The sequence below is a fragment of the Maricaulis sp. genome (assembly GCF_030149235.1).
GTDB lineage: Bacteria > Pseudomonadota > Alphaproteobacteria > Caulobacterales > Maricaulaceae > Maricaulis.
Genome location: NZ_JASBRW010000034.1, coordinates 1 through 13,311, shown reverse-complemented (window position 1 = coordinate 13,311; position 13,311 = coordinate 1). Strand labels below are relative to the sequence as shown.

13 protein-coding genes are annotated in these 13,311 nt (G+C 61.5%); 10 read left to right on the top strand and 3 right to left on the bottom strand.

Annotated elements, in window-relative coordinates; translation table 11 throughout:
* Positions 1–85 precede the first annotated feature (85 nt).
* Complete coding sequence (locus Q1V51_RS04970; RefSeq protein ID WP_300553675.1) at positions 86–1,291, top strand: amino acid permease; 1,206 nt, start codon at positions 86–88, stop codon at positions 1,289–1,291.
* Here Q1V51_RS04970 and Q1V51_RS04965 read toward each other — a convergent pair.
* Positions 1,288–1,722 (bottom strand): DUF1761 domain-containing protein, encoded by a 435-nt coding sequence (locus Q1V51_RS04965; protein ID WP_300553672.1) that lies wholly within the window; start codon positions 1,720–1,722, stop codon positions 1,288–1,290. The two genes, Q1V51_RS04970 and Q1V51_RS04965, sit on opposite strands and share 4 nt — an antisense overlap.
* A 56-nt stretch (positions 1,723–1,778) precedes the next feature.
* On the opposite strand from Q1V51_RS04965, the gene metG reads away from it, so the two are divergent.
* Positions 1,779–3,557: a methionine--tRNA ligase gene (metG, locus tag Q1V51_RS04960; RefSeq protein WP_366522706.1), complete on the top strand. Its 1,779-nt coding sequence runs from the start codon at positions 1,779–1,781 to the stop codon at positions 3,555–3,557.
* 65 nt (positions 3,558–3,622) lie between these two features.
* Here the strand turns inward: metG and Q1V51_RS04955 are convergent, their stop codons facing one another.
* Positions 3,623–4,606, bottom strand: a complete 984-nt coding sequence (locus tag Q1V51_RS04955) for a beta/gamma crystallin-related protein (protein ID WP_300553666.1) — start codon at positions 4,604–4,606, stop codon at positions 3,623–3,625.
* Between the two features lie 331 nt (positions 4,607–4,937).
* On the opposite strand from Q1V51_RS04955, the gene Q1V51_RS04950 reads away from it, so the two are divergent.
* The 8 genes from Q1V51_RS04950 (at position 4,938) to Q1V51_RS04915 (ending at position 12,291) form a co-directional block, all read left to right on the top strand.
* Entirely contained in the window at positions 4,938–5,312 is a 375-nt protein-coding gene (locus Q1V51_RS04950; RefSeq protein WP_300553663.1) for a hypothetical protein, read from the top strand.
* A gap of 497 nt (positions 5,313–5,809) precedes the next feature.
* On the top strand, positions 5,810–6,226 hold the full coding sequence (locus tag Q1V51_RS04945) for a hypothetical protein (protein ID WP_300553660.1): 417 nt from the start codon (positions 5,810–5,812) through the stop codon (positions 6,224–6,226).
* A 257-nt stretch (positions 6,227–6,483) separates the two neighbouring features.
* Positions 6,484–7,416 (top strand): peptidylprolyl isomerase, encoded by a 933-nt coding sequence (locus Q1V51_RS04940; protein ID WP_300553657.1) that lies wholly within the window; start codon positions 6,484–6,486, stop codon positions 7,414–7,416.
* A 67-nt stretch (positions 7,417–7,483) separates the two neighbouring features.
* The gene (locus Q1V51_RS04935) at positions 7,484–8,902 is read left to right on the top strand and encodes an amidohydrolase (protein WP_300553654.1); all 1,419 of its coding nucleotides are present in this window, start codon (positions 7,484–7,486) and stop codon (positions 8,900–8,902) included.
* Between the two features lie 2 nt (positions 8,903–8,904).
* Complete coding sequence (locus Q1V51_RS04930; RefSeq protein WP_300553651.1) at positions 8,905–9,303, top strand: RidA family protein; 399 nt, start codon at positions 8,905–8,907, stop codon at positions 9,301–9,303.
* Position 9,304: 1 nt separating this feature from the next.
* A complete protein-coding gene (locus Q1V51_RS04925) occupies positions 9,305–9,913 on the top strand; it encodes a glutathione S-transferase family protein (RefSeq protein WP_300553648.1) in 609 nt (202 codons plus the stop codon).
* 23 nt (positions 9,914–9,936) lie between these two features.
* Positions 9,937–11,082, top strand: a complete 1,146-nt coding sequence (locus Q1V51_RS04920; RefSeq protein ID WP_300553646.1) for a DUF819 family protein — start codon at positions 9,937–9,939, stop codon at positions 11,080–11,082.
* Between the two features lie 210 nt (positions 11,083–11,292).
* The gene (locus tag Q1V51_RS04915) at positions 11,293–12,291 is read left to right on the top strand and encodes a DUF2807 domain-containing protein (RefSeq protein ID WP_300553643.1); all 999 of its coding nucleotides are present in this window, start codon (positions 11,293–11,295) and stop codon (positions 12,289–12,291) included.
* Positions 12,292–12,293: 2 nt separating this feature from the next.
* Here the strand turns inward: Q1V51_RS04915 and rlmB are convergent, their stop codons facing one another.
* Positions 12,294–13,103: a 23S rRNA (guanosine(2251)-2'-O)-methyltransferase RlmB gene (gene rlmB / locus Q1V51_RS04910; RefSeq protein WP_300553640.1), complete on the bottom strand. Its 810-nt coding sequence runs from the start codon at positions 13,101–13,103 to the stop codon at positions 12,294–12,296.
* Positions 13,104–13,311: the final 208 nt, after the last annotated feature.

The following is a 13,311-nucleotide window of genomic DNA, read 5'->3' as shown; positions in this document are numbered from 1 at the left end:
GAAATCACCTCGCTTTGCTGCCATGAAAGCCCCTGCGGCGATCGTGTCTATAGCGGTGGGGCGGAGGCTCTGCTAAGCGCAGGCCATGACAAAACTCAACCGGGTCATCGGGCCGTTCGAGCTCACGCTTTATGGTGTCGGCGTTACGCTGGGCGCGGGGATTTATGCCCTGGTCGGCGAGATGGCGGGCGCGGCCGGGGGCTATGCGCCCTTGGCCTTCCTGCTGGCGGGCGCTTTGGCGGCCCTGACCGGCCTGTCCTATGCCGAGCTGGGTTCGCGCTATCCGGAAAGTGCCGGCGAGGCGGCCTATGTCGCCAACGGATTTGACCGGCGCTGGGTGACGGCGATCGCCGGTTATGGTGTCGCCCTGACCGGTTCCATTTCCTCCGCCGTCGTGCTGCACGGTTTTGCCGGCTATATCGGCGAGCTCGTCGATGTGCCGGGCTGGCTGGCGATCACCGGGGCGCTGGCCCTGCTGGTGGCGGTGGCGGCGTGGGGCGTTCGAACCTCGATCTGGATGGCCGGGGCGATCACTTTGATCGAGGCGGCGGGCCTGCTTTTGATCATCGCCGTGGCGGCACCCGATGCGCTGCAGGCACCGGCCTGGCCGGAACCGCCGGTCGATGGTCTGCCCTGGGCCGGGATTTTCGCGGCCTCGGTGATGGCCTTCTTCGCCTTTATCGGCTTTGAGGACATCGTCAACATGGCCGAGGAAACGCGCCGGCCGCAGCGCACCATTCCGCTGGCCATCCTGATCACCCTGGCGGTGTCATCCGTGCTCTATGTCGCCGTGTCCTTTGTCGCGGTCAACACGATGGACCCGGCCGTGCTGGCCGAGGAGGGCGGGCCGCTGGCGGCGGTGTTCGAACAGGCCACGGGCCTGCCCGGCGCACCGGTGGCAATCATCGCCGTCCTGGCCATGATCAACGGCGCGCTGGTGCAGATCATCATGGCGTCACGTGTGCTCTACGGCCTGGCCAATCGCAAACTCTCTGCGCCCATCTTTGCCGTCGTCCACCCGCAGCGCCGTACCCCTGTCTTTGCCACCGCGGCTGCGGGGCTGTTCATCTGGATTCTGGCCATGTCCGGTGCCTTGGCTCCGCTGGCGATCGCCGCCTCGACCGTGACGCTCCTGGTTTTCGCCCTGGTCAATGCGGCGCTGCTGGCCGTGCGCTACAAGACACGCGGCCAGGCGTCGCCGGGCTTTACCGCCCCGATCTGGGCGCCGGTTCTGGGTGTCGTGGCCAATCTGGCCGTGGTGGCCGGTGTGCTGGTCGACGCCCTATCCTAGTCCTTGACCATCCAGTTGCCGAGCAGGGAATGGATCACCGCCATGATGGCAAAGCCGACGACCTGGTAGGAGGCATCGATATAGAAAAGTGCCATCGGGGCGAGGGCGTAGACCGGGCCGTAGAGCTGGGTCAGAACGACAAAACCGAAACACAGGACCAGCGCCATCTTGATCGCGTCGACCAGGCCTTCAACGCCCATCTTGCGCAGGACAAAGCCCAGGAAACCGGACGAGATCAGTGCGATCAGGAAGCCCATGCCCATCAGCGGGCCCATATTGGCTTCGGCATACTGGTATTGTTCGGGTGTGAAGTTCTGCAGTGCTTCCCAGCTTTCCGTAAAGATGACGCCGTACCAGACATAGCCCAGCATCCACAAAGCGAAGCCGGCGATGAGTGTGGTGATGATGTTGAGACCAAACAGGCGTGGCATAATATGTTTCCTCCCCTGACAAGGCCGGGTATGTGTGCCGGTCCTGTCCCCTGATCATGCGGATTTCGCGTGATCGACGAATAAGCATACACAAATTCGCGCAAGAAGAAGATCAAACTGCCATGGCTCGTATCCTGATCACCTCCGCCCTGCCGTACATCAACGGGGTGAAGCATCTGGGCAATCTCGCCGGATCCATGCTGCCGGCCGACGTCTATGCGCGCTTCCAGCGCCTGCGCGGTCATGACGTGCTCTATATCTGCGCCACTGACGAGCACGGCACGCCGGCCGAACTGGCGGCAGCCAGCTCCCACATGGATGTGCGTGCCTATTGCGACGAGCAGCACGAGATCCAGAAGACCGCCGGTGACGGCTTTTCGCTGAGCTATGATTATTTCGGCCGCACCTCGAATGCGCCCAATATCGAGCTGACCCAGCATTTCGCTGCGGTGCTCGAGGAGAAGGGCCTGATCGAGGAGCGCGTCGAGCACCAGGTCTTCTCTATTGATGACGACCGCTTCCTGCCGGACCGTTATGTCGAGGGTATCTGCCCGCATTGTGGCTTTGAGCGCGCGCGCGGGGATCAGTGCGATAATTGCGGCCGCCTCCTGGAGCCGACCGATCTGAAAGAGCCGTATTCGAAGATTTCCGGCTCGAAGAATCTGGAAGTGCGCGAGACCGCTCACCTGCACCTGATCCAGACCAAGATGGAAGCCAAGATCCGCGCCTGGGTCGATGCCTCCACCGCGTGGCCGTCCCTGGCCAAGTCGATCGCTTACAAATGGCTCGATGAAGGCCTGCGTGACCGCTCGATAACCCGTGATCTGAAATGGGGTGTGCCGGTAGCCAAGGATGGCGTCGCGCGGCCGGGCTTTGAGACCAAGGTCTTCTATGTCTGGTTCGATGCCCCGATCGGCTATATTGGCGCGACCTGGGAATGGGCCGAGGCCAATAATGGCGACTGGGAAAGCTGGTGGCGCACCGACAAGGGCGCCGACGACGTCACCTATGTCCAGTTCATGGGCAAGGATAATGTCGCCTTCCACACCGTCAGCTTCCCGGCCACCATCCTCGGCTCGGAAGAGCCATGGAAGTCGGTCGACAAGCTCAAGGCCTTCAACTGGCTGACCTGGTATGGCGGCAAGTTCTCGACCTCGGAAAACCGCGGCGTCTTCATGGACCAGGCGCTCGATATCCTGCCGGGCGATTACTGGCGCTGGTATCTCACCGCCAATGCGCCGGAAGGCTCCGACAGCGCCTTCACCTGGGAGCATTTCCAGAGCCTGATCAACACCGATCTGGCCAATGTGCTGGGCAATTACGTCAACCGTATCCTGCGCTTCAATAAGTCCCGCTTTGAGGGCGTGGTGCCTGAGGGGGGTGAATGGGGAGCGGACGAGGACTGGCTGGCTGGCGAGCTGGAGACCCGGCTCAAGGACGCCGCGACACACTTCGAGGCGATGGAGTTCCGCAAGGCTGCGGGCGAGGTCCGGGCGATCTGGGCGCTGGGCAATGAATACCTCACCCGCGCCGAGCCGTGGACGAAGTTCAAGACTGACCCGGCTGCGGCTGCGATCGGCGTGCGCACGGCGCTCAACTACATGACGGTGATGGCCAAGATCGCCCAGCCGGTTATTCCCAACGCCGCGGCGACCATCCTCGATGCGCTGGGCATCGCCGAAGATGCGCGTGACTGGCCGAAGGGAGATATCCGCGACATGCTGACGGCCTTGCCGGTCGGGCAGTCAGTCGAGCCGCCGGAGGTCCTGTTCAAGAAGATCGAGGACACCGATGTCGAGGCCTGGACCGAACGATTTGGTGGTGCCGAAGGCTAGATCCCGCACACAAGACAAAAAAGGCGAGCCGCTGGCTCGCCTTTTTCTGTTTCCGGTCGGGGCTGTTACCAGCGACCATACCCGTCGATGCGGCGCAGGGACGAGATCCGGTTCTGGAAGCCGTAGCGGCCAAGATCGGAGATGCGCTCACTGTCGACGATCTCGCAGCGACCGCGATAATAGGCGTCCTCGCAGACTTCCCAGGTCTCTCCACGCGCCACCACGATACTGTCGGCCCGGTCGTTGAAGCGGCGGTTATCCAGGTTCGGGATGTCATTGACCGTCTCGTAACGCTGGCCTGCGAAGTCGCGGCCATCGAAGAGCCAGACACCTTCACGCGGGCGCGTCCCTCGGCGATTGGAGTTGTAGTCAGGTGATGCAGACGAGGCCTGGCCCGCCATGCCGCCACCCAGATAGGGCCGGTCTTCGCTGATCTGCATGCAGGCGCCGCCATAATTCGCGTGCTGGCAGACCTGCCAGGAGCCACGTCCCTGGATGCGGATCGAGCGCGCCCGGTCGTTGAAGTTATAGCTGCGCAGATTGTCGGCAGGACCGCTCAGCGTGATGGACTGGCCGGTATAGTTCGGGCCGGAATACAGCGTGATTTCCGAGGCTCCGCGACCCCGGCCACGCCCGCCACGGTCGCCGCGTCCGCGCCGGTCGTCCCAGCGATCGTCCCGATCCCGGCGATCATCCCAGTATCCGTCACCATCGTGGCGGCCTCTGTCGTCGCGCCAAACGCCGGCCGCGCGCGCCGAGGACATCTGGTCATTGAAGCCACCGAGGCTGCGGCGATCATTGTCGGCCGTGAAGCAGGAGCCGCCATAGTTCGCATGCCGGCAAAACTCCCAGGTGCCGGAAATGATGCGGATGGAAGAGACACGGTCGTTCAGGCCGGTACGGTCCAGATTTGGCGTATCCGCGGTAATCCGGATGCTGCGACCCTGGAAATTGTCATGTTCGTAGAGAATGGCTTCCTGTGCGCTCGCGCTGAAAGCCTGTGCAGCTGCCAGGGCGATGCCACCGATTGCGATCCGAAAAAGACTCATCTTGTGTCCCTCACTCATTATTCGAGGTGAGACTGCCAGCGCAAAGCTGAACGCAGTCGGACCCGCGCTTTCATCTGGCATTCAGATATCAGAAATTGCGGTGGATTGAACCGTCAGCCGGGGCGGATAGAGTCGCTCAAGGAAATGGGACAGACACATTTTTCTGCCCGGTTGCTACATTAAATGTGTCTGTCCCAGTTATTCCGCTGGGTCATATGATGGGGGAAGCCAGGCAGGACTATCCGGCCGCGGCGGGGCATGCTGAAAGGGTATCAGTGCGTCGCGGAAATGCAACTCCTGCGAGTATTTTGCTTCGAGGTGTGGTTCGGGGATGGAAAAATTGGTGCGTGTCCCCGTTTTTTTCAGTCACGGCTACGCAAACCAGAGTGCGTCCACTGGATCATTGGATATGGAGTATTGTTACCGGTTTGAAGAGAATCTGGACGTGGATGATGAATTCGCGACGATTTTTGAAAGTCTAGAGGCGGATTACGGCGGGAGACGGATTGTTGAGCGTCAAGCTTATTATTATTATGATGAAGACGACGCAATCTACATGATTTTTTACCGAATACCGCGTCCTCAGGGGCGAATTCTATTTGCGTATGGTGACGGGGTTTTAGATGGCGAAATACAGTCCATGTTCGCGTCAATCGAGGGGGCCATCGAGTGTAGCGGGGAAATTAAAAGTCAGCTTGCTATCTAAAGCTGACTAAGAACTGGGACAGGCACAATAAAAACTGTAGAAAATGGGACTGACACTTTATTCCTGCGCCTCAATTTCCCCATTGGGTTGTAATTCAGGGCTGCTTGCACAAGAATGCAACCATGCCCCGCGCTGCGCGTTTCGTTCTTCCCGACTATTCCCCATCATGTGACCCAAAGGGGAAACCGCGGTCAGCAGACCTTCTTCAGCGATGAGGACTACGCGCTCTATCTCAATCTGCTTCAGCGCGCCTGCATAAATAAACGGGGACACGTACCCTAAATAAACGGGGACACGTACCTATTTCCCCTTACCGCTCCAGCTTTCGGAAAAACGGGGACACACACCTTTTTTCGGCGCTGAAATTGGTACGTGTCCCCGTTTTTTCTGGGTTTTCACAGCTGCCGCCTGATGGATGGGAGTGGTCTAAGCAGCGCAAAACCAATACTAAAGCTGCTAGAACGAATGCGTTGATCGAGACGACGGAGGGACAGCATATGGAGCTGGATCAATTAGAGGTCTTCTTCGTCGAAGATTCGGGAGACTTGGGGACCGGTTTACAAGACGCGACGTTGATTGCTCAGGGAGGTGGCAGGGAGGTTAGGTTTGAAATTTTCGACCCGGTGTCTTTTGGTTCAGAGCTCGCATCTGCCATCTTCAACGCTTGGCTGTTTGGCGGTTGTTACAATGCGACGGATAGCGGGGGGATTTTGCTCCGCGTTTGTGTGGTCGACAATCGGTTTGAGGTAGAGGTTTTCAATTTGGGGACATTTGTGGGGACATCAGCCGAACTCCGGGCCATATTGAATCAGTGCCTTGCATCGATAAGTGCTCTACGTTTGTCAGGCGGAAGCCCCGAAGCTAGTTCGGTAATCCTGGAAACATCAATTCGAGGCTTTCGCGATCTGCCTTAGATGTTCAGAGTATGTTTGGTGAGTTAAACTGGATCGAGTGCTCAAGCTGGCCAGTCGCGCCTCGGAAATGCAGCGGGACACGAAATTCAGGAGGACACGTACCCATTTCTCACCCCTCCATCCCCCTCACGCAACCACACGTCATTTAAACCGCAGATTCTGACTCCGATCCTTGCGTGTGCGGCGCATCCGATAGACGTTAACGCCTGATAAGAACCGGCCGTGGCTAAGGCTTAAGGGCGGTGAAAGTTGGGGAAATGGGCGGCAAGTTTTTTCTCGTCATTTTCAGCGCGATCCTGGCCGGCTGTGCGACGTCATTGCCGCTGCCGGAACGGCGCGATGAAGCGCGCACGGCGCCGCTGCCTGAACCTGTCGCTCCCCCCGACTTCACTGGCATCCCCGACTGGCGCCCGGTCGATCCGGAAAACCTGCTCCTGATCGAGACACTGGACGGCACCGTCGCCGTCGAGCTCTCCAGCGTCTTTGCGCCCAACCACGCCGCCCGCATGCGCGAGGCCGCGCGGGCCGGCTTTTATGACGGGCTGAGCTTTTACCGGGTCATTGATGGTTTTGTTGTCCAGGGCGGGCGCGGAGAAGGTGAGGGCACGGGGCCGCTGGAGGCCTTCCCGCCGCTGACGCGCGAGTTCGTCGCTCCGGCGGATGGCGTCGCTTTCACGCCGATGATGGATCCCGATCATTATGCCGACCAGGTTGGTCATGTGGACGGTTTCGCGGCCGGGATGAACGCCGCCGGAGACGAGGTCTGGGCCCTGCATTGCCCCGGTGTCATGGCCATGGCGCGGGATAATGACCCGGACACTGGCGATACCGAATTCTACATCGTCACCGGCCAGGCGCCGCGCTATCTCGACCGCAATATGAGCGTGTTTGGCCGGGTGATTGACGGCATGGAGCATGTCCAGGCGGTGCAGCGCGGCGATCGCAATATCAATAGCGGCGTCATTGCGCCGGAGGATGGGCCCGATCCGATCCTGTCCATGCGGGTCGCGGGGGATCTGCCGACGGCGGAGCAGCCGCGCTACGAGGTGATGGATACGCGCGGGCAGGCCTTCCATGACGCCAAGGCGCGCTATCGCAATCGCACGCATGAATTCTTCTTCGAGACGCCGCCGGCGGTGATGGAGGCGTGTCACATGCCGGCCCCGGCGCGATTGGTGTCGGGCGAATAGGTCTAATCATTTGACCTGACCCCAGAGTCTGGGCTGGTATGAGCGCCAGGCCTTTGGGAAGGGGATCATGATGAAGCGAATTTGGATGAGCGCCGCTGCGGCGATGGTTCTGGCCGCCTGTACACAACCGGCTGAGGATACTGCTGCGACAACAGAGGGCGCTGCCCCCAGTGATGGCGCTGCGGCGGCGGTCGAGGTCGCCGCTGCCGTTGGCGATGATGCGCTGCGCCAGGCCATCCGCGATGACTACGCTGCCCACCTTCAGGGGCTGTACGAGCATTTCCACGCCAATCCCGAGCTCTCCTTCATGGAAGTCGAGACGGCAGCGCGGTTGGCCGAAGAGCTGCGCGGGGTTGGATTTGAAGTGACCGAAGGCGTCGGTGGGACCGGCGTTGTCGCCGTGCTGCAGAATGGCGAGGGGCCGACCCTGATGCTGCGGGCTGACATGGATGGTCTGCCGGTGGTGGAAGATACCGGCATGTCCTACGCCTCGCGCGTTGTCGGCATGAACCGTTTCAATGAAGAACAACCGGTCATGCATGCCTGTGCCCATGATACGCACATGACGGCCCTGGTCGGCGCGGCGCGGCAACTGGTTGAGCGCACGGATGAGTGGTCGGGCACGCTGGTGCTGATCGGCCAGCCGGCCGAGGAGATCGGCCTGGGGGCCGTGGCGATGATCCAGGACGGGCTCTATACCCGCTTCCCGACGCCGGACTTCAACGTCTCATTCCATACGTTCGCGGCCGTGCCGGTGGGGCAGATCACCTATCACCCGGGTTTTGCCATGGCCAATGTCGACACCGTCGACCTCTATGTCCGCGGCCGTGGCGGGCATGGTGCCTATCCGCACACGACCAAGGACCCGATCTATCTCGCTTCCCAGATCGTGGTGAACCTGCAGGGCCTGATGTCGCGCGAGATCAACCCGCTCGAGCCGGGCGTAGTGACGGTCGGGGCCTTCAATGCCGGCCTCAAGCACAACATCATCTCCGATGAGGCGCATCTTCAGCTCACCGTGCGCTCCTATTCCGACGAAACGCGGCAATACCTGCTCGATGGCATCCGCCGCATCGCTGAAGGCCAGGCGGCCTCCTACGGCCTGACACCGGAAGAGTATCCGCGTGTCGAGATCGAGGAGACCTATACGCCGGCGCTGTACAACAACCCGGAGCTTGCGGCCCGCGCGGTCAGCGCCATGCGGACGCGGTTCGGCAGTGATGCCGTGGCGGAAGTGCCACCGATCATGGGCGGAGAGGATTTCTCGCAATATCACCGCACCGAGGAAAACATCCCGACTTTCATGTTCTGGGTGGGCGGCACGACGCAGGAGCGGCTGCAATCCTATCTCGACCAGGGTATTGCCATTCCCTCCAACCACTCGCCCTTCTTCGCTCCGGATGACCCGGCGGAGACGATTGGCCAGGCGGCCGAGGCGATGACAGCGATTGCGCTGGATATCCTGGCGACGGAGCAGGAGACCTGAGCGTGGGCGGCACGCGGCGCGCCTTTACCGGCGCGCGCTGGGAGAAAGAGGTCGGCTATTGCCGCGCGATCCGGCGCGGCAATCATGTCTGGGTGACCGGAACGGTCGCCGTTGACGAAAACGGCGCGCCGGTGGCGGTCGGTGACCCGGCCGGGCAGGCGCGGCGCTGTTTCGACATTATCGAGAACGCGCTGGGGCAGCTCGATGCCAGCTTCAGCGACATCGTCCGCACCCGCATGTTCGTCACCGATATCGAAGCGCATCACCAGGCCTTCGGCGAGGTGCATGGCGAGCGTTTCAAGGGAAATGAGCCGGCCACGACCATGATCGAGGTGTCGCGTTTCATTGCTCCGGAATTCCTGATCGAGATCGAAGCCGACGCTTATGTCGAGGAGAGCTGAGATGGCTTTAAGCCTCTATTATTGCCCGCAAACCCGCTGCCGCACGGCACTCTGGATGCTGGAGGAGACGGGGGCGGAGTACGACCTGGTCGACGTCAATATCCGCGATGACATCGCCCGCGAGGCCTATGCCGAGGTCAATCCGATGCGCAAGGTTCCGGCCCTGCGCGTCGGCCATGAAGTGGTCACCGAGACCGCCGCGATCTGTGCCTTCCTGGCAGACGCCTATCCCGATGCCGGCCTGGCTCCGGCCATCGGCGCACCCGGCCGGGCCAGCTATCTGCGCTGGTTGTTCTTCGGCTCTGCCGCGATCGAGCCGGCCTGTTTCGAGCACGCCACCGGCAAGACCTCACCGGGAGCCTCTGTGGGCTGGGGTGATTGGGAACGGGTTCTGGCGACACTGCATGCCGGGCTCGACGGTCAGGATTATCTCGTCAACAACACCTTCTCCGCCGCTGATGTCACCATCGGTGCGACGGTGGGTTTTCTGACCCAATTCCAGATGATGGAACCCGATCCCGTATTTGCCGCCTATCTGGAACGTATTATGTCCCGGCCTGCCTATCAGCGCGCCAATGCGATCGACAGTGAAAAGGCCGGCGCGGCCTGAATTGAACTTCCCGGAGTAGCTTCATGTCTTTCATTCCCGCCGACAACGCCTTTGCCGCGGTTGCCGCCCTGTTCGTCATCGCCGCTCTGGGCTTTGCCATGGAGAAGACGCGCATCGGCGCGCTGCTCACCGGTGCGGTCTGGGCCATCCTGTTTGCCATCTTGGCGTCCAATATCGGCCTGATCCCGCAATCCTCGCCGGGCTATTCCTTCGTCTTCACCTATTTCGTACCGGTCCTCATCCCGCTCTTTTTGATGAAGGCCGATCTGAAGAAGATCTTCTTCGAGACGACACGCATGACCGGAGCCTTCTTGCTGGCGACGCTGGGGACCGTGGCCGGCGCTGTTGTGGCGTTTTCCCTGATCGATATCGGTGAAAACCAGGCCGCAGCTGCAGGCACGTTTACGGCCACCTATATTGGCGGATCGGTCAATTACGCGGCGCTTGTCGATTTGACCGGCCTGCGGGCCAACGACCCGAATTTCGTCTCGGCGGCCACGGCGGTCGACAATCTCTTTTCCGGCCTCTTCCTGGCCTTCCTTGCTGTGATGCCGGGGATTGCCTGGATTTCAAAACGCTTCGTCGACCGGGATCATTCCGAGGGCGAGGTTGAGGTTGAGGAGAACGGCAAACCGACGGCGATGACGCTGACCATCTCGATCACCTTCGCCCTCGTGGTTGTGGTGCTGGGCGATCTCATTACCGGCTATCTGCGCGAGAATTTCGGCGAGGCCTGGGGCAATTGGCGCTATGCCATCATCACGGTCCTGGCCCTGATTCCGGCGACGCTGATCCCGAAAACCATGGCCCGTCTGCATGGTGGCTATGAGCTCGGCCTCGGTCTGAGCTTCGTCTTCTTCGCCGCCATCGCGGCGGGCGCCGATGTCGTCGGTCTTGTCCAGTCGGCACCGGTGCTGATCGGCCTGATCGCCATCCTCCTTTCGGTGCACGGCCTGGTGACTTTCGGGCTGGGTTCGCTGTTCCGACTGTCCCTGCCGGAACTGATTACGGCGTCCAATGCGGCCATCCTCGGTGCCACCACGGCGCCCGCCCTCGCTGCGGCGAAGGGCTGGAAGGATCTGGTCACGCCAGGCGTTCTGGTCGGCGTCTTCGGCTATGCCATCGGCACCATTATCGCCACGGCGGTGTACCAGCTCTGGCCCAGCTAGGCGGCGGCTTGTCCTGATGTGAATGAAGCCGGGGTGCGAGACGCGCCCCGGCTCAATCCCTCTTTTTCCCTACCGCGTCTGGGTGCATTACCGCGCTGTCATCAGCCGGACAGTGTCGCGAAGACCCTGCTGACTATGATGTGCATCGCATCCATTCCGGGCGTTTGAAGCATCTAGGGATCAAACGGGACATTCACTAGGGGATCAGCCATGTCACTCAAACTCACCCTGCTGGCCGGTGCGGCCGCTCTTCTGGCCGGTACGGCGGCCTTCGGTTCAAGCGCCACCGTCCAGGACACGTCCGGCAGCTATAATGCCGATGCGCTGATGATCGAGAATTTCATCGGCCAGATCGAAATCCGTGAGGGCTCCGGCAATCGCATCACGGTTTCCATGACCAATTCCGGCGAGCACGCCGAGGACCCGGTGATCAGTGAAACGGGCGGCACCGTCTCCATTGATGGTGGCCAGGAAATGCGCCGCCTCAACTGCCGCTACCGCAATGACCAGATGCAGATCGGCCGGGGTCGTAACCGCCACCCGATCGAGGAATATCCCAGCCTGGTGATCACGGCACCGTCCGACGTGGCTTTCGAGCTGCGCCGCGCGGCCTTTGTCGGCGAGGCCGGCGATCTGGGGTCGCTGGATATTTCCATGTCCAGCTGTGGTGATTTCATCGCCGGTGATGTGGCCGGCGATGCGCAGGTCAATATCAGCGGGTCTGGTGATGTGACGGCCCGGACGGTTGGCGGTACCGCCGACATCTCCATCAACGGCTCCGGCGATGTCGTCCTCACCGAGGTCGGCGGCGACACCTCAATCGGTATTTCCGGCTCCGGCGATGTTGCGCTGGCTGACGTGGACGGCGGCGTCGATATCTCCATCAATGGGTCCGGTGATGTCGAGCTCGGCTCCATTGGCGACCTGGCGATCAATGTCTCCGGTTCCGGTGATGTCCAGGTCGACAATATGAACGGCGCCTTCTCGGCGCGCATCAACGGTTCCGGCGATATCCATGTCCGCGGCGGCCGCGCGGAGCCGATGGAAGCGCGTATCCACGGCTCTGGCGATATCCGTTTTGACGGCACGGCCGTGAATGTCACCGTGGTCGAAAGCGGCTCCGGCGATGTGAATATCGACGATGTCGAAGGTTCGGTGAACTGGCGCCGCAATGGCCGCACCGTGCTGCGCATCGGTAACGCGGAATAAGCCTAGGGCGCCTCGCTGCGTGCGGGGCGCCACTTCGCCGCTTCGTAGAGCGATATTGCGGCCGCGTTGGAGACGTTGAGGCTTTCCACCTTGTCGCTCATCGGGATGCGCGCCAGCACGTCACAGGCTTCGCGAACGCGCGGCCGGATGCCCTTTTCCTCCGAACCCATGACCAGGACGAGGCCAGGGCCATAGCCCTTGTTGTCAGGCCCGGCGATGGCCTCGGCCAGATCGGTCTCGCCTTCGCCGGCCAGCCCGATAGCAAAACGTCCAGCCTTGCGCATGTCCAGAATTGTATCAGCGATATTGGTGACGCGCACATGGGCCACCCGCTCGGCGGCACCGACCGCACTCTTGCACACCGTACCGAACAGGGGCGGGGCCTTGCGGTCCTGCATCACGACGGCCCGCACGCCGAAAGCGGCGGCGGAGCGCAATATCGCGCCCACATTGTGCGGATCGGTGATCTGGTCGAGTACCAGAACCAGCCCGTGGGTTGGGTCCATCACCGCATTGACCGGTTCCGGCTTGATGGCGCTGACCTCGGCGGCAAAACCCTGGTGTACGGCGCCAGGCGGCAATAGGCGGTCGATCACGTCGGGCTCGCTCATCGTGTGGGCGGTGTCGCCCGGCAGGTCGCGGGCGGCGTTGCGCGTGACGTGCAGGGCGCGAATCTCACGGCGCTGATTTTCGACTGCAGCGAGCACGGCATGGCGCCCCCAGATCCAGCCGGAATCACCTGCGCCAGCAGGCTTGGAGCGTCTTGTGTAATCGGTGCGTTTGCGAGTGTTGCGAATAGGGGGCTTCGTCACTATAGTCCGCGCTCCTGTTTCAGGGCGGTATCGAAATTTGCGGCGTGCATAGCACGCAAGCGCGGGCTTCGAGAGGCTTTGTTGCAGACGCCGTTCCGGTCCGGCTCCCAAGGATCGGAACCACCCTGTGGAGGGGTGGGAGAGTGGTTAAATCCAGCAGACTGTAAATCTGCCCGCTATGCGTACGCTGGTTCGAATCCAGCCCCCT

Excerpts from the sequence above, each read along its gene's own strand:
- Q1V51_RS04940 (WP_300553657.1), top strand. The coding sequence starts at position 6,484 with ATGGGCGGCAAGTTTTTTCTCGTCATTTTCAGCGCGATCCTGGCCGGC.
- Q1V51_RS04920 (WP_300553646.1), top strand. The coding sequence starts at position 9,937 with ATGTCTTTCATTCCCGCCGACAACGCCTTTGCCGCGGTTGCCGCCCTG.
- Q1V51_RS04945 (WP_300553660.1), top strand. The coding sequence starts at position 5,810 with ATGGAGCTGGATCAATTAGAGGTCTTCTTCGTCGAAGATTCGGGAGAC.
- Q1V51_RS04965 (WP_300553672.1), bottom strand. The coding sequence starts at position 1,722 with ATGCCACGCCTGTTTGGTCTCAACATCATCACCACACTCATCGCCGGC.
- Q1V51_RS04950 (WP_300553663.1), top strand. The coding sequence starts at position 4,938 with ATGGAAAAATTGGTGCGTGTCCCCGTTTTTTTCAGTCACGGCTACGCA.
- Q1V51_RS04955 (WP_300553666.1), bottom strand. The coding sequence starts at position 4,606 with ATGAGTCTTTTTCGGATCGCAATCGGTGGCATCGCCCTGGCAGCTGCA.
- metG (WP_366522706.1), top strand. The coding sequence starts at position 1,779 with ATGCGGATTTCGCGTGATCGACGAATAAGCATACACAAATTCGCGCAA.
- Q1V51_RS04925 (WP_300553648.1), top strand. The coding sequence starts at position 9,305 with ATGGCTTTAAGCCTCTATTATTGCCCGCAAACCCGCTGCCGCACGGCA.
- Q1V51_RS04935 (WP_300553654.1), top strand. The coding sequence starts at position 7,484 with ATGATGAAGCGAATTTGGATGAGCGCCGCTGCGGCGATGGTTCTGGCC.
- Q1V51_RS04915 (WP_300553643.1), top strand. The coding sequence starts at position 11,293 with ATGTCACTCAAACTCACCCTGCTGGCCGGTGCGGCCGCTCTTCTGGCC.
- Q1V51_RS04970 (WP_300553675.1), top strand. The coding sequence starts at position 86 with ATGACAAAACTCAACCGGGTCATCGGGCCGTTCGAGCTCACGCTTTAT.